The organism is Lentilactobacillus senioris DSM 24302 = JCM 17472, assembly GCF_001436555.1.
Classification (GTDB): Bacteria; Bacillota; Bacilli; order Lactobacillales; family Lactobacillaceae; genus Lentilactobacillus; species Lentilactobacillus senioris.
The window spans coordinates 334,369-355,445 of record NZ_AYZR01000008.1 but is presented as its reverse complement, the minus strand read 5'-3'; the positions used below and the strand labels follow the sequence as shown (position 1 = coordinate 355,445).

Sequence of the window (21,077 nt, the reverse complement as noted above, 5' to 3'; positions counted from 1 at the left end):
ATCCCCTAACTATGAATAAACATTTTATATGGTCTGTATAGCTTTTTATCAACGTCCCAACGATAAAGAGCTAGCAGTTGATTTTGATACATTATCCTAACGATTTCTGGTTTAGGATCTACTTGATTGCCCTTAATAAAAGCGCCGTGGTGAACCTTTTCATTTTGGGCTTCATCAATATTTAATTCTGGAAATTGCTTTAAGGCTTCATTTAATGGTTTTAAAACCGAAGTCAAATCATTATTTTCCTGAGCTTCAGCTACCTGTTGTAATGTCGTGGTTTGATCAATATTAAATCCACCACTTTGGATTCTAGTAAGATCACTCATCACCGCAGGTACATTAATCAACTTGCCAAAATCAGTAGCTAAGGTTCTAACATAAGTTCCCTTAGAACAAGCCACTTCAAAATAAATGGTTTGTCGTTGTTGTTCAGTATCATAAGTAGCTGGTTTGGATTGCTTAAAACTAGTAACGGTGATTTTTCGCGGTTTACGTTCTACTTCAATTCCCTCACGAGCGTATTCATATAGCTTGCGGCCGTTAACCTTAACTGCAGAATACATAGGGGGAATTTGTTCAATTGTCCCCGTTAACTGAGCTAACACTGCATTAATTTCATCATCGGTAAGGGGAGTCGTAATTGCTTGTTGCTCAATTACGTTACCAGACAGATCTTCCGTATCCGTAGCAAGCCCTAAAGTGATACTCCCCCGGTAAATTTTCCCGGAATTCATTACAATTTCACTAATTTTAGTAGCTTCTCCCACACAAATTGGTAAAACTCCATCGACATCTGGATCTAAGGTTCCAGTATGTCCAATTTTTTTAGTATGCAAAATTTTTCGTAACGCTCTAATCGCATCAAAGCTAGTCATGCCACGTTCTTTATACAGAGCAATTAATCCGTCCATTTTTATCTCCTATATTAAAACACTATTAGTCAAAATTATAACATAAAAACAGCCACCCTCCAGACGGAAGATGGCTGCTAGATTAATCTTTACGGTTCATTTCGTTAATTAACCGATCAATATTATCACCGTATTGAACTGATTCATCTCGAACAAATTTTAATTCTGGAGTCTTATAGATACTAAGACGAGAACCTAATTCTTTTCGAATCAAACCGGTGGCTTTTTCTAGACCAGCGGCAGTCTTTTGACCTTCACCAGCCTTGTCAGACAAGATGCTGTAGTAAATGGTGGCCTGTTGTAAATCACCGGTCACTTCTACTCCAGTTACGGTAACCCCTTGTACTCGAGGATCACGTACCCGTTTGAGTAAAATATCATTTACTTCTCGTTGCACTTCTTGTTCTAATCGACCTACTCGATATTGAGCCATTTAATAGCCCTCCTTACTTAACTGGAACTTCTTTCATAACGTAAGCTTCGATCACGTCGCCGACTTTAATATCATTGTAATCTTGAATAGTTAGTCCAAGTTCGAAACCTTGCTTAACTTGGTTAACATCATCCTTGAAGCGTTTCAAACTGTTAAGTTCACCATCATAAATCACTACGCCGTCACGAATTAAACGTACTTTACTATTCTTGTTAACTACTCCGCTAACAACCATCCCACCGGCAATGGTACCAACTTTAGATGCCTTGTAAATTTCACGAACTTCAACTTCACCAGTTACTTCTTCTTCGTAAGTTGGTTCAAGCATCCCTTTCATTGCTGATTCTACTTCATCGATAGCGTTATAGATAACTTGGTGTAAACGCATATCAACTTTTTCGGATTCAGCTTGAGCCTTGGCCTGTGGAGTTGGGCGTACATTAAACCCAATAATAATAGCGTTACTTGCAGCAGCTAAGGCGACATCACTTTCGTTAATGGCACCTACTCCAGTATGAATAATGTTGACCTTCACACCTTCGACATCAATCTTTTGTAAGCTATTAGCTAAGGCTTCAACTGAACCTTGAACATCGGCTTTAATCACGATATCAACTGATTTCATTTCGCCTTCTTTAAGGGAATCAAACAAGTTGTCCAAAGTAACGTGGTTAGTTTTCCGACGTTCTTCCATTTGAGCTTCTTTAGCTCTAGCTTCACCCGCTGCTCGAGCACTCTTTTCATCAGGGAAGACTACAAAGTGATCCCCAGCTTCTGGAACTTCGTTAAGCCCGGTAATCTCTACTGGAGTAGATGGGGTGGCTTTCTTTAAATCACGACCCCGTTCATTAGTCATAGTTCTAACCCGACCAAAAGTATGACCCACAACGATTGGATCACCAACGTGCATCGTACCTTGTTGAACAAGCAATGTAGCTACAGAACCTTTACCTTGATCTAATCGAGCTTCGATAACTGAACCAACAGCTGCTTGATCAGGGTTAGCCTTTAATTCCATCATTTCTGATTGAAGGACGATCATGTCTAGTAATTCATCAATATTTTCGCCAAATTTAGCAGAAATATTAACAAAAATAGTATCGCCACCCCAGTCTTCAGGGATTAATCCGTATTCAGCTAATTGTTCAGTAACGTGGGCTGGATTGGCATCTGGTTTATCAACCTTGTTAACTGCCACGATAATTGGTGTTCCGGCAGCTTTAGCATGGTTAATGGCTTCGATAGTCTGAGGCATAACCCCATCATCAGCGGCTACCACCAAAATGGTAATGTCAGTGACGTTAGCACCACGTGCACGCATTTCAGTAAAGGCAGCATGTCCGGGGGTATCTAAGAACGTAATAACATTGTCGCTATGGCGAACTTGGTAAGCACCGATCGCTTGGGTAATTCCCCCAGCTTCTCCAGCAGTAATATGAGAATGACGAAGATGATCAAGCAAAGTAGTTTTACCATGATCAACGTGGCCCATGATAGTAACAACTGGTGGCCGGTTTTCTAAGTGTTCGGTATTTTCCATTTCTTGATCATACAAAGTATCAATATCAGAAATATTTTCTTCTATTTTTTCTTCTGCACCAATACCATAATCAGCAGCTAAAATTTCAATAGTATCTTTATCCAAAGATTGATTTTGGTTAACCATCACACCCAGCATAAATAACTTCTTAACGATTTCGGCTGGTTCTCTGTGCAAAATTTTTCCTAGATCTTGAGCGTTCATGCCATCAGAATAAACTAATACTTCTGGTAATGGCCGTTCTTTTCGAACAGATACATGGTGTTCAGTTTCTTTTAACCGTTGATTCTTTTGTTTCTTTTGGCGTTTGTTTTGCTTCTTGTTAAATTTCTTACTGTTACGGTTACCTGAATTATTATTCCGGTTCAAGCTACCACCGTATCTGCCACCACCATTGTTGCCATGGGATTGATTTCCAGCTGGTTTATGGCTACTGGTAGTCGAACGGTTTTGATTGCTACTACTAGTATAATTTTGGTTACTAGTGTGGCTTTGGTTACCATTCCGATTAGAATTATTAGAACGGTTTTGATTATTATTTCTATTTTGTCCATTAGCATGATTTTGATTGCTAGAATGGTTGTTATTATGTTGGCTATTAGCCGAGTGTTTAGCATCACTGCTGTTATGATTTTGGTTACCAGCATTGTTAGTATGGCTGGCAGTATTTGTAGGTTTAGTAGTGCTCTTTTGATTTTGTTTTGAAAACACTTGGCGAATTCTCTTTTCCTGAGCATCGTCGACAGTTGACATATGATTTTTAATATCATAGCCAGCTCGATTTGCATCATCAATAATTTCTTTACTAGATACATTCAATTCTTTTGCTAGTTCATAGATACGCTTTTTCCCCATATCATCACTCTCCTTTTTGATTATGGATAAGGGTTACCAGCTTTTTAGCCATTCCGGCATCTAAAACACCGATAATTGAACGTTTTTGTCCAATGGCAGTACTTAACTCATCCTTAGTGTAACCGTTATAAACGGGTACATGGTAATAATTTGATTTATCAATAAATTTTTTAGCAGTATTAACCCCGGCATCGGAAGCAACAAACACAAATTTGGCCTTTTGATTTCTAATTGCTGTTAAGACTAAATCTTGCCCCGTAACTAGTTTACGAGCTCTCCGTGCCAATCCCAAAAATTGTAGAGTAGCTTGTTTATTGTCCATTTTCAAACAACTCTTTTCGGGCCTGCTTATGATCAACATATTCAATTAATTCATCATAAAATTCATCAGGTACCGTTACAGAGAATGTTTTTTCAAAGGCATGCTGAGCTTTAGCCTTCTTGGCTACATCCACATTAATTGAAACATATGCTCCCCGTCCGGATTTTTTGCCGGTTTCATCGATGGACACGTTACCTTCACTGTCACGAACGATTCTAACCAGTTCCTTTTTAGGAGCCATTTCTCCGGTTACGACGTCTTTTCGCATTGGAATTTTTCGGTTTTTCACTCGTGCCACCTCCTAATATTTATTAATTGTCTTGTTCAAAATTTGCAGCTTGTTGATCATTATCTAATTCTTCAACATAATGAGCTTCATCAAAACCATCATCAGCTTCTACATCCACACTATTATCTACTTGTTGATCATCAGCGTCATTGAATAACTCTTGAGCTTCTGATTCTGATTTGATGTCAATCTTAAAGCCGGTTAGCCGTGCTGCTAAACGAGCATTTTGACCTCGTTTTCCGATTGCCAATGATAATTGATAATCTGGAACAATTACGGTACATGCCCGATCGTTTTCCTTATCAAAGATAACATCAACTACTTCTGCTGGATTCAATGCATTGGCAATATACTTAGCATCGTCATCATTCCATTCAACGATATCCATGTTTTCACCATGTAATTCGTTCACAATGGTTTGAACTCGCTGTCCCCGAGGACCAACGGTAGTACCCACAGGATCAATGTCACTATTGTTAGACCGCACTGCTACTTTAGCTCGATCACCGGCTTCTCTAGCAATAGATACAATTTCAACAGTTCCATCATAAACTTCAGGAACTTCTTGTTCAAACAACCGCTTAAGCATTCCTGGAGCTGTCCGGCTAACGAAAACTTGAGGTCCCTTGCTAGCATTTTCTACCTTAGTTACATAAACTTTGATCTTATCTTGAGCCCGGTAGGTTTCATTAGGCATTTGATCTTTGGCGCCCATTACGGCTTCCACGTTGCCTAAATCAACGTAAACAAAACGAGTATCTTGGCGTTCAACTTCACCAGTTACCAATTCATCTTGGTACTTGCTGTATTGGTCAAACACGATTTCTCGTTCAGCTTCACGAACCCGTTGCATAATCACTTGCTTAGCAGTTTGGGCAGCAATTCGGCCGAAGTTTTTAGGGGTAACTTCAAATTTAATGTCATCACCTAGTTCATATCCACGATTAATTTGTAGGGCATCGGATAGGCTGATTTCTAGTTGGGGATCCAAAACTTCCTCTACTACCTTTTTAACGGCGTACACGTGAAGGTCACCGTTTTTTTCATCAAAGGTAACATCAACATTTTGGGCTTGACCATAATTACGTTTGTAAGCAGATACTAATGCTGCTTCTAACGCTTCAATAATGATCTCTTTTTTAATCCCTTTTTCCTCTTCAAGGGAACTTAATGCCCCTAAAAGTTCTTTACTCATTTTCCATTCTCCTTTAAAAACTAGAATTTAATCGCCAAACGTGCTTTTGCAATTTGATCACGTGGAATTTCAATTACGGTCTTACGACCTGCAACATTGTCTAATACTAAAGTGTCGGAGTTAACTTCAGTTAAGTCACCCTCAAATACCTTTTGTCCCTCTAGGTTTTGGTAAAGAGAAACGTGAATATAACTTCCCAACACGTCATTTAAATCTTTTTCGTTACGTAAAGTTCTTTCCGCACCAGGGGAAGAAACATCCAAGTAATACGCTTGTGGGATTGGATCAGGATCCATTTCATCTAATTTTTCACTGACCTCATCACTAACTAATACACAATCATCGATAGTGATTCCCCCGGGTTTGTCAATATAAATTCGCAAATACCAGCTCTTTTGTTCTTTAACAAATTCAATATCGTAAAGATAAAAGGAATGTTCAGCCAAAATTGGTTCAACTACCCCTTTGACTGTTTCGACTACTTCACTCAATCAAGCGCCTCCTAATTTTTTCCATTAAAAAGAGCGAGCATTTCTGCTCACTCCTTTCGAGTTATTCAATAGATTAACTATAACACACCTACTGCATAACTACAAATCTTAGTTACATCATATCAAATAGACTAAGTTGATTTTCATCTGGTAACCCAGCTAAAACTCCATTATCGGTCATAAAATCGATCAGGGTCTTAGAAACCTTCCCTCGCTTAGCTAAATCTTCCTTGGATAAGAATGGACGGTCTTCTCTAGCAGCCACAATTTGTTTAGCCACGTTTAAACCTAATCCCGGAACAGAATCAAACGGTGCAATCAAAGAATTGCCATCAATTAACCATTCACTAGAATCCGATTTTTCTAGATCTACCATCTTAAATTTATAACCACGCTCAGTCATTTCATTAGCTAATTCCAAAACGGTTAATAAATTCTTTTCCTTGGTAGAGGCTTCCATGCCTTTATCGTTAATTTCTTTCATGGCTTTTTTAATACCATCCTTACCCCGGCACATTGAAACGATATCGAAATCGTCCGCCCGGACAGAGAAGTAAGCCGCATAATAAACTAGTGGGAAATAAACTTTAAAGTAAGCGATTCGTAAAGCCATCAAAATATATGCGGCAGCATGGGCTCTAGGAAACATGTATTTAATCTTCAGACAAGATTCAATATACCAATCTGGAACATCAGCTTCTCGCATCTTATCCTGCCATTCATCAGGAATCCCTTTGCCTTTTCGCACATGTTCCATAACTTGAAAGGCAATTTCAGAATCTAGTCCCCAATGAATCAAGTCGGTCATGATGTTATCCCGACATCCGATAACATTAGCAATTGTGGCAGTACCGTTTTTGATTAATTCTTCCGCGTTTCCCAACCACACATCGGTTCCGTGAGAAAGTCCAGATATTTGTAGCAATTCTGAATAGTTCTTTGGATGGGTCTCCTCTAACATCCCTCGAACAAATCGAGTTCCAAATTCCGGCACCCCTAAAGTTCCCGTTTTAGACTGAATCTGTTCTTCATTCACCCCTAGAATTTCTGGACTAGAAAAAAGAGACATCACCCCGGGATCGTTCATTGGAATAGTTTTAGGATCTATTCCGGATAAATCCTGAAGCATCCGAATCATCGTGGGATCATCGTGTCCCAGAATATCAATTTTTAAGATATTATCATGAATTGAATGGAAATCAAAATGCGTGGTTTGCCAGGCAGCTGATCGGTCATCAGCCGGATATTGAATCGGGGTAAAATCATAAATATCCATGTAATCTGGCACAACGATGATTCCGGCCGGATGTTGTCCGGTGGTCCGCTTAACCCCGGTGGCTCCCTTGGCTAACCGATCTTCTTCAGCTTGCCGGTACACTTGACCTTTATCTCGTTCATAAGCCTTAACGTACCCATAGGCAGTTTTATCCGCCACGGTACCAATAGTTCCCGCCCGAAATACGTTCTTTTCCCCAAACAACACCTTAGTATAGTTATGGGCAATTGGTTGGTAATCTCCCGAGAAATTCAAATCAATATCGGGAACCTTGTTACCAGTAAAACCTAAGAACGTTTCAAACGGAATATCGTGGCCATCGCCGATCATCGTTGTACCACAGTTAGGACATTCTTTAACCGGTAAATCGTAGCCAGAACTATATTCACCCTTGGTAAAGAATTCAGAATACTGACAATTAGGACAACGATAATGAGGGGGCAACGGATTAACCTCCGTAATTCCAGTTAAAGTGGCTACTAAACTGGAACCAACTGATCCCCGAGATCCTACTAAGTATCCGTCCTTATTACTTTTAGCTACCAACCGTTGGGCAATCAAATAAATTACCGAGAACCCATTTCCGATGATACTTTTCAGTTCCTTTTCTAATCGTTGATCTACAATCTCAGGTAAAGTTTCACCATACATTTCATGGGCAGTATCCATTGTCCGGCGTTGAATTTCATCTTCAGCCCCATCCATTCTCGGGGTATAGAGCTTATCTTTTAAGGGATGAACTTCATCGATTCGGTCGGCAATTAAATTAGAATTAGTAACTACCACTTCTTCTGCTTTTTCCTCGCCTAAGAATGCCAAGTCACTAAGCATTTCATCAGTAGTCAAGAAATGAAGATCTGGAAAAGTTTGCCGGTTTAAGGGATTAGCGCCCCCTTGAGAATTAATTAAAATTTTCCGGTAAATATAGTCGTGAGCGTCTAGATAATGAACGTCACCGGTGGCTACCACTGGCTTATCCAATTCAGCTCCTAATTCAACCATGTTAGTCAAAATTTCTTCGAGATTTTCTTGTCCCTTAATCATTTCAGAATCAATTAACGGTTTATAAGCCGCCGTAGGTTGAATTTCTAAATAATCATATAATTTGGCCTTACTTTTGGCTTCCGCCTTCCCTTTTTGCATCATAGCGGTAAAAACTTCTCCGTTAGAGCAAGCAGAACCAACTAAAATTCCTTCACGATATTTTTCTAACGCACTTCTTGGGATTCTAGGGACCCGGTAAAAGTATTCTACATTAGATAAAGAAACCAGTTTAAACATGTTTTTCAAGCCTTCTTGGGTTTGTGCTAACAAAATAGCATGAGAAGGTCTGGCGTGTTTATATGCGTCATTATCATTCATATGACCGTTTAACTGGTCATGAAATTCAATACCGTACCGGTCTTCAGCATCCTTTAAAAACAAGTAGTTTAGATGACCGGTAGTTTCAGCATCATAAATGGCTCGGTGATGGTGTTCTAGATTAATATCGAATTTTTTGGCCAACGTATTAAGTCGGTAACCCTTTAGATTAGGATATAAGAACCGAGCTAACGTAAGGGTATCAATAATTGGATTAGCAATTTCTGGCATAGAATACCGTAAATAACCAGTGTTCATAAAGCCTACGTCAAAAGTAACGTTATGACCAACAATAATGTCATCACCACAAAATTCGCGGAATAACTTGAAAACTTCTTCTTCACTCTTAGAGCCACGAACCATTTCATTGGTGATCGACGTTAAGTTAGTGGTTTGTTCTGATAGCGGAAATCCCGGATCAATAAACTCTTCAAACTGATCAATTACGTTATTATTTTGCATTTTAACCGCTGATAATTCAATCACCCGGTCATAAATAGCCGATAGACCAGTGGTTTCCACATCAAAAACAACGTATTCAGCATTTTTGAGATCTTCATGGGCATCGTTATACGCAATTGGTACCCCATCATCGACTAAATTAGCTTCCACGCCGTAAATCATTTTAATGTCGTTTTTCTCAGCAGCGTGAAAGGCATCCGGAAATCCTTGGACCCCACTATGATCGGTAATGGCAATTGCCGAGTGCCCCCAACTTTTGGCTTGCTTAACAAAATCTGCGATGTTATTAGTGGCATCCATCTGACTCATTTGGGTGTGTAGATGCAGCTCTACCCGTTTGTTTTCAGCGGTATCTTGCCGTTTAGAATGGGAGATACCATTGATATCATTAGCGTTTAGGGTTAGCTCGTGAGAATAATTATCTTCAGCTACGTTCCCACGGACCTTAATCCAATCACCTGGATTCACCTGATCAAACAAGGCCTCGTCATCTTTACCAGAAAACTTCTTCACCTGAAAAGATGAAGTGTAATCAGTTACTTTCAGCATTAACAGTTTTCGCCCTGAACGCAATGATCGAACTTCTTTGTCAAAAACATATCCAGAAACAATAACTGAATTTTCTTCATCCACAATGTTAGCCATTTGCATTACAGGTGCTTTCGGATCAATTTTACGGCCGATCACCAGCTTGCCGGTAGACGGTTTAGCTTGTTTGGGGCCATTATCGGACTGTTTTTTCTCTTCATTAGCTTGCTTAGCAAAAAACGCTTCTTGGTCAGCGCGCATTTTTTGCAAAGCCTCAATTTTTTGTTGAGAAGCTGATTCATCAATAAAAGTATGGATAGAAAAGTTGGGAAAGCCCACACTTTGGTAAGCTTCTTCGATTGGGCCCAGGGCCTGAGTAGTTAGAAAATTTTTAACTACTTCATTTTCAGCTAAAAATTCAACCCGCTTATCATTCAAGACAGGTAATTTATTGCCGCCACAAAGCTCTTGAATTAGTGGGGAAGTAACCCCACTATTCATTACCGCCCACTGCCAGTATTCCTGCATCAAAGACTCACTAAACTCAGTATCATTAGTCTTAATTTGGAGTTCCACATGGGCAATTTCTTGAAAAGCCGCTTTTAAACGAGCATAAAATTCAGTAAAAACGTCAAATGGCAAGATGTTTTCCACGTGAACATTAAAATTCCAAATTTGGCTTTGTTGGTGAACTTCAATTTTTTCAATTTGGGCATCGTTAAATACCGAATTAGAACTCATTTCGGTCCAGTTTAACTGCTCTAATAACTTGTTGAACAGTTCATGTTGATTCAGTCCCAAGTGATTTTCCTCCCGTATGATTAAAAAAAACTGGGAAGCTCCCAGTTTTTTGGTTTCTCATATTATCTTAAAACATTTTCAAAAATTTGCAATTAGTCAATTGAAGCTAATAAAGTGTTAACCGTCTCCAAAACGTTAGCAACCGGAACTTCTTGACTTTCACCAGTTTTTCTAACCTTAATTTCAACGATACCTTCTCCAGCCTTCTTACCAACCGTTACCCGGACTGGAATCCCAATTAAGTCTGAATCAGCGAATTTAACACCTGCTCGTTCTTTTCGATCATCTACTAAAACTTCTAATCCTGCTTGGGTTAAGTCGCTTTCAAGTTGATCAGCGATGTTCATTTGTTCTTCATTCTTGGCATTAACCGGGATTACGTGAACCGTAAACGGAGCAATTGCTTTAGGCCAAACTAACCCATTTTCATCAGCTTGTTGTTCTGAAACAGCAGATAATAATCGACTCACTCCGATTCCGTAAGATCCCATGATTACTGGTTTGGAACGTCCATTTTCATCTAAAACGGTAGCTCCTAAACTATCAGAATAACGAGTTCCTAGCTTAAAAATATGGCCAATTTCAATTCCACGAGTAAATTTAAGAGTTCCTTTACCGTCAGGAGAAGGTTGGCCTTCTTTAACCATAACTAAATCTGCGATTTGACTAGGTTGATAATCTCGATCGATATTCACGTTAATATAGTGGTAACCATCTTCATCGGCACCAGCTACAGCATTCACTACCTTAGCAGCTTTGTTATCAGCCAAAATAGTAACTTCATCAGAAACCCCAACTGGACCTAACGAACCAAAGCCGGCTCCCATATACTTAACAGCATCATCTGGAGTAGCTGGTTCGAAGAAATCGGCCCCTAATAAGTTTTTAACTTTCACTTCGTTGACCATATCATCGCCACGAACCAATACTAAAACTGGTTTTTCATCGGCAATATACAACATGGACTTAATAGTAGTTAGTGGATCAATATCTAAAAATTCTGCTACCTTTTCAATTGTTTTGGCACCTGGAGTTTCAATTTTTTCTAAAGGTAACATTTCCTTAGTGTCATCTTCAGTGGTATTTAAACTAGTTGCCATCTCTAAGTTAGCTGAATAATCACTTTGATCAGAATATACGATGGTATCCTCACCAATAGCTGCAGGAGCGGAAAATTCTTTAGAATCAGATCCACCCATTGCCCCACCGTCACCGATGATTACCCGATATTTAAGACCAATACGGTCAAAAATATTAACGTAGGCTTTTTCCATAGAATTAAAAATAGTATCTAAGTCTTCTTCATTAATTGAAAAGGAATAGGCGTCTTTCATGATGAATTCACGACTTCTTAGCAGACCATAACGGGGACGATCTTCATCTCGATACTTACTTTGAATTTGGTAAAGTGAAAATGGTAATTGCTTGTATGACTTGATGGAGTCCTTAATTAAGTCAGCAAAAGTTTCTTCGTGGGTAGGCCCTAAAATGAAGTCAGTTTCGTGACGGTTCTTAAATTTAAATAATTCTGGACCGTATGTATCATAACGGCCAGAACGTTGCCATAATTCAGCTGGTAAAACATCTGGCATCAACATTTCTTGAGCACCAGTGCTTACCATTTCTTCTCTAATAATAGCTTCAATTTTAGCCAAAACTCGATATGCTAAAGGTAAGTAAGCATACATCCCAGCTGAAATTTGGCGAATGTATCCAGCTCTTAATAAAAGTTTGTGGCTTAAAACCTCAGCACCACTTGGGTCTTCCTTAAGGGTTGGACTTAAAATAATGGATTGTTTCAATTGTGTTGTCTCCTTTAATAATTAATGCAAGAAATAGCGTTGAATATCATTCCAGGTAACTAAAATCATCAGAATCATCAAAAAGGCAAAGCCAATAAGAGTAATAACCGTTTCTGTTTTTTCCGAAACTGGCTTGTGGCGAATAGCTTCAATAATGTTTAATACTAATTTACCACCATCTAATCCCGGAATTGGAATTAGATTAACAATTCCTAGGTTAAGTGATAGGAAGCCTAAGAAACTTAATACCCCGGTAATACCAAGTTTAGTTGCCTGTGAGGTAGTAGCAAAAATAGCAACTGGCCCACCTAAATCATTTAGACTAAAATGACCAGTAAACATGGATGCTAAGGCGGTAAATAGTTGCTTAGTCATTGACCATGATTGGGTAAACCCTGACAAAATTTTTGCTTTAAAACTATGGTCTAGCTGTTGAGTCACACCAATTACTCCGACTGATTTACCATTTGTAGTCTGCTTATCCGGCGTTAACTCAATTTGCTTAGTTTTACCATTTCGACTAACTGTAACATCAGTCTTTTTTCCTGGTCGTGCCTGAATTTGAGTGGCAACGGATTGCCAATCATCGGTCTTGTGGCCTTCAACCGCAATAATACGGTCACCGTTCTTAATCCCGGCATCTTTGGCAACCGAATCATGACTCATTACGTCTACCTTGTTGGTGTTAGTAATCACACCACCCTGGGCAAATCCCAAAATTGTATAAACAATGATTGCCAATAAAAAGTTATTAAAAACGCCGGCAAAATTGGTTAGCATTCGATTCTTTAAAGATGCTGATTGAAATTGTACATCTTTAGGAGCAATTTGCACTTCCACTCCGTCGCTTTCAATAATCGTAGCATCATGATCTACATTGAATCGCTTAACTTCAGTCTCGTCACCATTTTCATATCCTTCTATCCAAAGATCTTCTTCTAAATCAGAATTAGTAATGGTTAATGGAATGCCTTGGAATAAAGAGGTCTTGTTGCTAATGTTAATAGATGAAACTCGATTATTAGCATCTAATTGCAGTGTTGCCGGAGTCCCCGGTTTGATCTCTTCATCCTCATCATCCGAACTGCCAGCCATCCGGACATAACCACCCACAGGTAATAAACGCAAAGTAAACGTAGTTTCGTTTTTGCGATAATAAAATACCTTGGGCCCCATACCGATAGAAAATTCCCGAACTAAAATTCCCGACCGTTTGGCCATTATATAATGCCCAAATTCATGAAATACTACTAAAATCCCGAAGACGATGATGAATACAATTATCGTTGTTATCAAGGATGTAATTCCTCCCAACTACTTTTTAAATGATTCCCAACAAATGAAGTGTTGGTAATACGAACAATAAACTATCAAATCTATCTAGGATTCCGCCATGCCCTGGCAAAATCTTTCCAGAATCTTTAACTCCATAGTAACGCTTCAATGACGATTCAACTAAATCTCCAAATTGACCGACAATTGACAAGCATAACGTTACTAAGACCATCAGAATACCACTGAACCCTGGAATTGGAAAGAACCAGGCCCAGATGCTACAAATGATAGTTCCAAATAAAGAACCGTAAATAGATCCTTCCCAAGTTTTATTGGGACTAACGTGGGGAGCTAATTTATGTTTACCAAACATTCTACCGAAAATATATGCTCCACTATCAGTAGTCCAAACAATAAATAAAGCATAAAGTAGCATAGTTAACCCGACGTGTCGAGCAGTTAAAAAGTAATGAAAACCAATTCCAATATACAGCATTCCTAAAGTGAGCACTCCAGCATCATCAAATGAAAACCGATTTTTAGAAAAGACCGTATAAAGTAACAACAACATAACTAAGATGTAGAACAAGAAAAATTGACTGGCATGAGCTGGTAAGATATTAATCCAGCTTTCCGGAGCAATAATACTTAAAACCCCGATGTAGGAAATAATAGCTTCAGGAGAAATTAATAATTTCTTCTTCATCACTAGTATTTCAGAAATAGCCACAATCCCTAAGACAGCAGCAGCAATATCAATCCAAATTCCTCCCGCTAAAATAATTGGAATAAAGATAATTAACGCCACTACTGCAGTAATAACTCTTTGTTTCACTTTTTTCACCTACTCCTTTTTATCAGGATCTAACCCACCAAATCGTCGGTGACGTCCTTGATATTCAATTATTAAGCTGGCAAAAAGTTCTGCAGTGAAATCAGGCCAATATGTGTCAGTAAAAATCAGTTCACTGTATGCTATTTGCCACAATAAGAAATTAGAAATCCGTTCCTCACCACTAGACCTAATCAAAACATCTGGTGCTGCCAAATTCCCTAAAAATTTAGTCATTAAATGCTGATCTATGGTTTGTTCATTTATTTGGTTAACATCTAGAGTTCCCTCAGCGGCTTCTTGAGCAATCTCTTTAACCGCCGTCGTAATTTCTGCTCTAGAGCCATAGTTAAGAGCAAAATTAAGAATCATTCCGGTACAATCTTTAGTCTGCTCCACGGCATCATTAACCGCTTTTTGAGTAGCGGCTGGTAACTGATCGACATACCCAATCACTTTTACTGAAACATTATTCTCTATTAAGTCTGGGACGAAACTGCTAAAGAAAGTAGTCGGTAAGCTCATTAAGTAATTAACTTCATCAGTCGGTCGTTTCCAGTTCTCGGTTGAAAAAGCATAAAGAGTTAACACCTTAACTCCCATTTCACTAGCAGCCATCGTGATAGTTTTAACAGTATCCATTCCTTTTTTATGACCCGCAATTCGGGGTAAATGCCGTCGTTTGGCCCAGCGACCGTTACCATCCATAATAATCGCGACATGCTCAGGAACATTGGTTTTATCCAATTGATCGGTCACTATTTTCTTGGTATTAAAAACCATACAACTACCTCCCTATTTATCATTTTATTTCAAAAATAAAGGATGAGGTCTAACTCATCCTTTATTACTATTCTTCAATGTTGGGGTTCTGGTTTTTTTCAATCATTCGCCATTCTCCACGTTTGGCGTCAACCAAAGTATTGAAATATTGTAATAACTGATTAGCTGATTCTGGACTAACTTCACCCATTGAATTTAAACCTTCACCGGTAGTCATTGGTTCAGATAGATCAGTAATTTCGTTGCCATTTTCAATTTCAGCAGTGGAAAAGGCAATTACCCAGTCGTTTTCAACTAGAGGTGCAACGATAAAAAATAAGTTGAAATTATCATCAATATATGCAGGCATTGCATACATGTCAGGTTGGACTTCTTGTAGTTGGTTACCACCAAAGTTCAAGACAGCTAAATTGTCATTATTTACTTCACCATTAATTTTAAACAACATTTGTTCAAATTCGGGTGATCCAGGAATTACTTCAATCTCATTATTTTCGTCTGCCATTATTATTTCCCTCTTTCTTAACCACTAATAACTTCTTTTTCTTTGTCCGCAACCATTGAATCTACCTTTTTAATTGCATCATCAGTAATTTTTTGGACTTTGTCTTCGTAATTGTGTAGTTGATCATCGGTAATTTCGTCAGCTTTGTTACCTTTTTTCAAAGAATCCATCGCTTCACGGCGAACATTTCTAACTGCTACTTTACTCTTTTCACCAGTTGCTTTAACTTGTTTGGCGATTTCTTTACGCCGTTCTTCAGTTAATTGAGGAACAACCAACCGGATAGCAGTCCCGTCATTAGCTGGACTAATTCCTAAATCAGCTTCATAAATCCCTTTTTCAATATTTTCTAAAGCAGATTTATCATACGGGGTAACCATAATTACCCGTGCTTCTGGAATAGATATTGCAGCAATTTGGTTTAATGGAGTTGGAACATCATAATAATCTACCATTACCCGATTCAATAAACTGGCATTGGCATGTCCCGCGCGAATTCCACCTAATTCCCGACCTAAAACATCTTCGGCTTTTTTCATTTTGGTTTTTGCTTCGTTTAAAATTGTATCTACATCTGCCATTTTATTTCTCCTTCACAGTTGTTCCAATGTTATCACCACTGATAACTTTTTTAATGTTACCTGGTTCGTTTAAGTTAAAGACTACCAATGGAATATCATTATCCATTGATAATGAACTTGCGGTTGAATCCATAACCTTTAGACCCTTGCTCAAAATATCCATATAAGTTAGTGAATCAAACTTAACTGCATCTTTGTTAGTTCTTGGATCAGCAGAGTAAATACCATCTACACCATTTTTAGCCATCAAAATAGCATCCGCATCAATTTCAGCAGCCCGCAAAGCAGCAGTGGTATCAGTAGAGAAGTATGGATTACCAGTTCCCCCTGCAAAAATAACCACTCGTCCTTTTTCCAAATGCCGAACGGCTTTTCTACGAATGTATGGTTCAGCAATTTGGCGCATTTCGATTGAAGTTTGTACTCTAGTTGGTACTCCAATGGATTCTAGGTTGTCTTGCAAAGCTAATCCATTCATAATAGTCCCAAGCATGCCGATATAATCAGCTTGAGCTCTTTCCATTCCCATCTCGGCTCCGGCTTCACCACGCCACATGTTTCCGCCACCAACAACGATGCCGATTTGAATTCCCATTTCGTAAATGGCTTTAATTTCTTCTGCTACAGTTTTGATTACTGGTGGATTAATTCCAAAGCCATTGTCACCTGCAAGGGCTTCTCCACTCAATTTTAAGACGATACGTTTGTATTTTACTTCAGACATCAAAATGCCTCCTATGGTTAATCGTTATATTCAATTTTAGCATAATAACTACATTCACAACAATAAATCTGGTCAAATAAAAAACCATGAAAAGAATAAACTTTCCATGGTTTTTAATAAACGGTAATTTAGCCGTTCATTTGTTCACGAACTTCGTCTTCAAAGCTCTTTTGTTCAACTTCGATACCTTCACCTACTTCGTAACGAACGAAGCTAGTGATTGAGCCACCTTTAGCAGCTACATATTGGCCAACAGTTTGGTCAGGATCCATAACAAAAGGTTGGTCTTCAAGGCAAATTTCTGCCAAGAACTTGTTCAAACGACCTTCAACCATTTTTTCAACGATCTTTTCAGGCTTGCCTTCGTTTAAAGCTTCCTTAGTTAATTCTTCTTTTTCTTGAGCCAAACGTTCAGCAGGAACGTCGTTACGGTTCAAGAATTGTGGGTTAGTAGCAGCAACGTGCATTGCAACTTCTTTAGCAACACTAGCATCTACACCCTTCAAGACGGTCAAAGCACCAATCAAACCACCATTGTGAAGGTATGCTCCAAATACTTCATCGTCTTCCTTAGTAACTACTTGGAAACGACGCAAACTAACTTTTTCACCAGTAATTTGAGTAGTTTCTACGATAGCATCATTAATAGTACCTTTAGCAGTAGGAAGAGCCATAGCACCTTCCATTGAGTTAGGTTTCTTAATTGCGATTACATCAGTAACCATATCAACTAAATCTTTGAAAGTATCATTAGTTGAAACAAAGTCAGTTTCTGAATTGATTTCAGTAATAGCAGCATCGTTGTCATGAACGGCAATCCGTGCTAAACCATTAGCAGCGACTTTATCATTCTTCTTAGCAGCCTTAGCGGCACCTTTTTCACGAAGAATTTCAGTTGCTTTTTCGAAATCACCATCAGCAGCAACTAAAGCCTTTTTGGCGTCCATCATACCAACACCAGTTTTTTCACGCAATTCTTTAACTTGAGAAGCAGAAATACTTGCCATATTTAAAACCCTCCTAAAAATAAAAGCTGACCGTCACTAGGCCAGTAAGGTCCGGAGCGACTAGTCAGCCTTGTTAAATATTAATTATTTTTCGTCGTTGTTTTCAACAACATCGACAATTTCTTCGATTGATTCGTTTCCATCAGAAGCTTTTTCAACAAAAACTTCTTCGTTTACATCATCTTCGCCTTGGTGACCTTCGATGATAGCGTCAGCCATCTTAGAAGTAATCAAACGTACGGCCCGGATAGCGTCATCATTTGAAGGAATAACAACGTCAATTTGGTCTGGGTCAGTGTTAGTATCAACCATAGCAACGATAGGGATGTTAAGTTTTTGAGCTTCGTGAACTGCGATTTGTTCCTTACGAGGATCAACGATGAATAATACATCTGGGATCCGTGGCATATCTTCAATACCACCTAAGAAACGTTCAAGCTTTTCACGTTGCTTAATAAGAAGTGAAACTTCTTTCTTAGGCAAACGTTCAAAAGTACCATCGTTTTCCATTGCCTTAAGATCTTTAAGACGTTGAACACGTGATTGGATGGTATTCCAGTTAGTCAAAGTTCCACCTAACCAACGATGGTTAACGTAGTATTGACCTGCACGAGTAGCTTCTTCAGCGATTGAATCTTGAGCTTGTTTTTTAGTACCAACGAATAAGATAACAGCACCCTTTGCAGATTCATCCTTCATAAAGTTGTAAGCAGCATCGATGAGCTTAACAGTCTTTTGAAGATCGATAATGTAGATACCATTTCTTTCAGTAAAGATGTATTGCTTCATCTTAGGATTCCAGCGACGAGTTTGGTGACCGAAGTGTACCCCGGCTTCCAACAATTGTTTCATAGAAATAACAGCCATTGTAATAGCCTCCATTTAGTTTTTTCCTCCCCGCAATTCACCTGATGATCACACCAATCGGCACTTAATCATCATCGTTGCGGGTGTGTATTTAAAACACTCTTAAAATTATACCTAATTATTATTTAGATAGCAAGTAATTGTTTGGTTAATCTACCTGTACTAATTTATCAGACTTACCAGTTTCAAAGAGGTCTTTGTTAGCATCCATGGCATAGTAAACCATATTTTTAACGGCCCGCTTAGTATAAAAGGCAATATGAGGAGTAACAATTACGTTTTCTCGTTTCATTAAATCCTTGAGTCGTTCGTCTGGAATGGCATCAAAGCTACCAAAATCGCTATTGAAAATTCCAACTTCATCTTCATAAACATCTAAGCCGGCACCAGCTACTTTGCCACTGTCAAGGGCTCTAATTAAAGCATCTGTATCAATTAATGTTCCTCGAGCAGGATTTAAAATCCAAACGCCATCCTTCATATTAGCAAAAGCTTGGTCGTTTAACATATGTTCATTTTCTGCAGTGGCAGGAGCATGAAGAGAAATGACGTCACTTTGAGCGTATAACTCTTCTGGAGTATCCACATAAATTCCCTCTGCGTCCAATTCAGGATTACGGTAAATATCATAAGCAATTACCTTAGCCCCGAAGCCCCGATAAATATTAATAGCTGCCCGACCAATCTTGCCCGTAGCATAAACCCCTACGGTCATTTGATTAAGTTCATCAGCAATATCTGGAGCCCACTTAAAATTACCTTGAGACTCTTTACGTATAAACTGACGGGCGTGTCGTAATAACATCATTAAAGTAGTTACCGTGTACTCTCCAATTGCCTCGGGGGAATAGGCAGGCACGTTAGTTACTTGAATATCATTAGCTTTAATAGCTGGCCAATCAATGTTATCGATCCCAACGTTTCTGAGCGACATAAACTTAATTCCATATTCTCCTAGCTTATTAATTACGCTAGCAGTATAAGGTTTTTGTTGGTAGACGACAATTCCATCTGCACCTTTAGCGTCTGCAACAGTTTGGTCATCTAATAATTCACTTTTCCCTACCACTTCAACGTCTGGATTTTCTTTGCTCCATTGATCTAAAAATGGTCGTTCATCGTCACGAATTCCATAAGCAACAATTTTCATTAGTGAAACCTCCTGTAATTGTCAGTTCTATAAAATTATTGTATCATTTTTCCGGCTTCTAGAAGAGGTAAATCGGATTCATTTTCGGTAATATAGGTTAGTTTTTGCTTGCGACTTTTCTTCTTAAATTCTGCTTCAGCATGTAATGCAGCATGCTGATTATCAAATTGTTCATAATAAATAAGCCGCTTGGGTGGGTGAGCTTTAGTATACTTAGCTCCCTTACCACTAGCATGTTGCTTAAAACGACGAAGCACATCGGTGCTATAACCAGTATACAAAGAACCGTCTAGGCACTCAATGACGTACATATAGTAATTATTGTTCACCATATAGCATCTTCTTCACTGTTTTTGAATAGTGATCACCATCGTAAACGATGATATCTTCAATCACTTTTACCCCGTTCAATTTACCATCTTTAATTCCTTCCACTAATACCATATTAGCGTTATCACCTTCACGTGAACGAACAAATTGAATTCGTTTAGGTTCGATTCTATTAGTTCTCATCGTCACCAATAGATCTGTTAGCCGATCAGGGCGAAAAACACAAAAGAATTTAGCATTCATCTTAAGTAACCCCGAGCTCGTTTTAACCACGGTTTCCAGATTAGTTGCTAGTTCATGTCTAGCAATTGCTAAGTGTGGATTAGGATTCTTTTGACTATCATCATAGTTAACAAAATAAGGAGGGTTGACAGTAACTACATCTACGGAGTCCTTCTTTAAATATTCAAAACTGTCTTTCAAATCTGCATTAATTACTTTTACCTGTTCAGTTAAGTAGTTTAATTCTATGCTTCTTTGCGCCATATCTGCTAACCGGGGCTGAATTTCAATCATCGTAATTGAAGCGTTAGTTTTACCGGTTAAAAATAACCCTACAGCACCGTTACCAGCGCATAAATCAACTACTTGGCGATCTCGACCTCCTACCCTACTAAAATTGGCTAGCAAGACTGCGTCTAAAGAAAAAGAAAAAACATCCGTACTTTGTATAATTTGTACATTTTGACTATAGAGCTGATCAATTCTTTCACCGTCTTTAAGCATCTTATATCCTCTTTTCAATACAATTTA

General features: G+C 38.7%; 20 protein-coding genes. All 20 read right to left on the bottom strand.

Annotation, left to right across the window (positions count from 1 at the left end):
* Nucleotides 1-5 precede the first annotated feature (5 nt).
* Complete coding sequence (gene truB, locus FC56_RS05130; RefSeq protein ID WP_056978275.1) at nt 6-914, bottom strand: tRNA pseudouridine(55) synthase TruB; 909 nt, start codon at nt 912-914, stop codon at nt 6-8.
* Nucleotides 915-996: 82 nt separating this feature from the next.
* Nucleotides 997-1,347, bottom strand: coding sequence for a 30S ribosome-binding factor RbfA (gene rbfA / locus FC56_RS05125; RefSeq protein WP_056978274.1), 351 nt, complete (start codon nt 1,345-1,347; stop codon nt 997-999).
* Nucleotides 1,348-1,360: 13 nt separating this feature from the next.
* Entirely contained in the window at nt 1,361-3,742 is a 2,382-nt protein-coding gene (infB, locus tag FC56_RS05120; RefSeq protein ID WP_056978273.1) for a translation initiation factor IF-2, read from the bottom strand.
* A 4-nt stretch (nt 3,743-3,746) separates the two neighbouring features.
* Nucleotides 3,747-4,064, bottom strand: coding sequence for a L7Ae/L30e/S12e/Gadd45 family ribosomal protein (locus FC56_RS05115; protein WP_054668888.1), 318 nt, complete (start codon nt 4,062-4,064; stop codon nt 3,747-3,749).
* On the bottom strand, nt 4,054-4,353 hold the full coding sequence (gene rnpM / locus FC56_RS05110) for an RNase P modulator RnpM (protein WP_054668890.1): 300 nt from the start codon (nt 4,351-4,353) through the stop codon (nt 4,054-4,056). The genes FC56_RS05115 and rnpM overlap by 11 nt, the downstream gene beginning before the upstream one ends.
* Before the next feature lie 22 nt (nt 4,354-4,375).
* On the bottom strand, nt 4,376-5,548 hold the full coding sequence (gene nusA, locus FC56_RS05105; protein WP_056978272.1) for a transcription termination factor NusA: 1,173 nt from the start codon (nt 5,546-5,548) through the stop codon (nt 4,376-4,378).
* Nucleotides 5,549-5,568: 20 nt separating this feature from the next.
* On the bottom strand, nt 5,569-6,039 hold the full coding sequence (gene rimP, locus FC56_RS05100) for a ribosome maturation factor RimP (RefSeq protein WP_056978271.1): 471 nt from the start codon (nt 6,037-6,039) through the stop codon (nt 5,569-5,571).
* Nucleotides 6,040-6,151: 112 nt separating this feature from the next.
* Nucleotides 6,152-10,462 carry a PolC-type DNA polymerase III gene (locus FC56_RS05095; RefSeq protein ID WP_056978456.1) on the bottom strand — a complete coding sequence of 1,437 codons (4,311 nt, stop codon included), beginning with the start codon at nt 10,460-10,462 and terminating at the stop codon, nt 6,152-6,154.
* A 98-nt stretch (nt 10,463-10,560) separates the two neighbouring features.
* Nucleotides 10,561-12,270, bottom strand: a complete 1,710-nt coding sequence (locus FC56_RS05090; protein ID WP_056978270.1) for a proline--tRNA ligase — start codon at nt 12,268-12,270, stop codon at nt 10,561-10,563.
* Nucleotides 12,271-12,291: 21 nt separating this feature from the next.
* Nucleotides 12,292-13,566 carry an RIP metalloprotease RseP gene (gene rseP / locus FC56_RS05085; RefSeq protein ID WP_056978269.1) on the bottom strand — a complete coding sequence of 425 codons (1,275 nt, stop codon included), beginning with the start codon at nt 13,564-13,566 and terminating at the stop codon, nt 12,292-12,294.
* 25 nt (nt 13,567-13,591) lie between these two features.
* Nucleotides 13,592-14,380 carry a phosphatidate cytidylyltransferase gene (locus FC56_RS05080; RefSeq protein ID WP_056978268.1) on the bottom strand — a complete coding sequence of 263 codons (789 nt, stop codon included), beginning with the start codon at nt 14,378-14,380 and terminating at the stop codon, nt 13,592-13,594.
* Between the two features lie 9 nt (nt 14,381-14,389).
* On the bottom strand, nt 14,390-15,160 hold the full coding sequence (locus FC56_RS05075) for an isoprenyl transferase (RefSeq protein ID WP_056978267.1): 771 nt from the start codon (nt 15,158-15,160) through the stop codon (nt 14,390-14,392).
* A gap of 67 nt (nt 15,161-15,227) precedes the next feature.
* Nucleotides 15,228-15,665 (bottom strand): hypothetical protein, encoded by a 438-nt coding sequence (locus FC56_RS05070; RefSeq protein ID WP_056978266.1) that lies wholly within the window; start codon nt 15,663-15,665, stop codon nt 15,228-15,230.
* 17 nt (nt 15,666-15,682) lie between these two features.
* Nucleotides 15,683-16,246, bottom strand: a complete 564-nt coding sequence (frr, locus tag FC56_RS05065; protein WP_056978265.1) for a ribosome recycling factor — start codon at nt 16,244-16,246, stop codon at nt 15,683-15,685.
* A 1-nt stretch (nt 16,247) separates the two neighbouring features.
* Nucleotides 16,248-16,970, bottom strand: coding sequence for a UMP kinase (pyrH, locus tag FC56_RS05060; RefSeq protein ID WP_056978264.1), 723 nt, complete (start codon nt 16,968-16,970; stop codon nt 16,248-16,250).
* A gap of 128 nt (nt 16,971-17,098) precedes the next feature.
* The gene (gene tsf, locus FC56_RS05055; protein ID WP_054668902.1) at nt 17,099-17,977 is read right to left on the bottom strand and encodes a translation elongation factor Ts; all 879 of its coding nucleotides are present in this window, start codon (nt 17,975-17,977) and stop codon (nt 17,099-17,101) included.
* Nucleotides 17,978-18,061: 84 nt separating this feature from the next.
* Nucleotides 18,062-18,844 carry a 30S ribosomal protein S2 gene (rpsB, locus tag FC56_RS05050; protein ID WP_054668903.1) on the bottom strand — a complete coding sequence of 261 codons (783 nt, stop codon included), beginning with the start codon at nt 18,842-18,844 and terminating at the stop codon, nt 18,062-18,064.
* A 148-nt stretch (nt 18,845-18,992) separates the two neighbouring features.
* Nucleotides 18,993-19,994: a D-2-hydroxyacid dehydrogenase gene (locus FC56_RS05045; protein WP_056978263.1), complete on the bottom strand. Its 1,002-nt coding sequence runs from the start codon at nt 19,992-19,994 to the stop codon at nt 18,993-18,995.
* A gap of 35 nt (nt 19,995-20,029) precedes the next feature.
* Nucleotides 20,030-20,326 carry a GIY-YIG nuclease family protein gene (locus FC56_RS05040; protein ID WP_054668905.1) on the bottom strand — a complete coding sequence of 99 codons (297 nt, stop codon included), beginning with the start codon at nt 20,324-20,326 and terminating at the stop codon, nt 20,030-20,032.
* Nucleotides 20,313-21,050: a tRNA1(Val) (adenine(37)-N6)-methyltransferase gene (locus tag FC56_RS05035; protein ID WP_056978262.1), complete on the bottom strand. Its 738-nt coding sequence runs from the start codon at nt 21,048-21,050 to the stop codon at nt 20,313-20,315. Before FC56_RS05035 ends, FC56_RS05040 begins: the two co-directional genes overlap by 14 nt.
* Between the last annotated feature and the right edge of the window lie 27 nt (nt 21,051-21,077).

Excerpts from the sequence above, each read along its gene's own strand:
- truB (WP_056978275.1), bottom strand. The coding sequence starts at position 914 with ATGGACGGATTAATTGCTCTGTATAAAGAACGTGGCATGACTAGCTTT.
- rbfA (WP_056978274.1), bottom strand. The coding sequence starts at position 1,347 with ATGGCTCAATATCGAGTAGGTCGATTAGAACAAGAAGTGCAACGAGAA.
- infB (WP_056978273.1), bottom strand. The coding sequence starts at position 3,742 with ATGGGGAAAAAGCGTATCTATGAACTAGCAAAAGAATTGAATGTATCT.
- FC56_RS05115 (WP_054668888.1), bottom strand. The coding sequence starts at position 4,064 with ATGGACAATAAACAAGCTACTCTACAATTTTTGGGATTGGCACGGAGA.
- nusA (WP_056978272.1), bottom strand. The coding sequence starts at position 5,548 with ATGAGTAAAGAACTTTTAGGGGCATTAAGTTCCCTTGAAGAGGAAAAA.
- FC56_RS05075 (WP_056978267.1), bottom strand. The coding sequence starts at position 15,160 with ATGGTTTTTAATACCAAGAAAATAGTGACCGATCAATTGGATAAAACC.
- FC56_RS05070 (WP_056978266.1), bottom strand. The coding sequence starts at position 15,665 with ATGGCAGACGAAAATAATGAGATTGAAGTAATTCCTGGATCACCCGAA.
- frr (WP_056978265.1), bottom strand. The coding sequence starts at position 16,246 with ATGGCAGATGTAGATACAATTTTAAACGAAGCAAAAACCAAAATGAAA.
- pyrH (WP_056978264.1), bottom strand. The coding sequence starts at position 16,970 with ATGTCTGAAGTAAAATACAAACGTATCGTCTTAAAATTGAGTGGAGAA.
- tsf (WP_054668902.1), bottom strand. The coding sequence starts at position 17,977 with ATGGCAAGTATTTCTGCTTCTCAAGTTAAAGAATTGCGTGAAAAAACT.
- rpsB (WP_054668903.1), bottom strand. The coding sequence starts at position 18,844 with ATGGCTGTTATTTCTATGAAACAATTGTTGGAAGCCGGGGTACACTTC.
- FC56_RS05045 (WP_056978263.1), bottom strand. The coding sequence starts at position 19,994 with ATGAAAATTGTTGCTTATGGAATTCGTGACGATGAACGACCATTTTTA.
- FC56_RS05040 (WP_054668905.1), bottom strand. The coding sequence starts at position 20,326 with ATGGTGAACAATAATTACTATATGTACGTCATTGAGTGCCTAGACGGT.
- FC56_RS05035 (WP_056978262.1), bottom strand. The coding sequence starts at position 21,050 with ATGCTTAAAGACGGTGAAAGAATTGATCAGCTCTATAGTCAAAATGTA.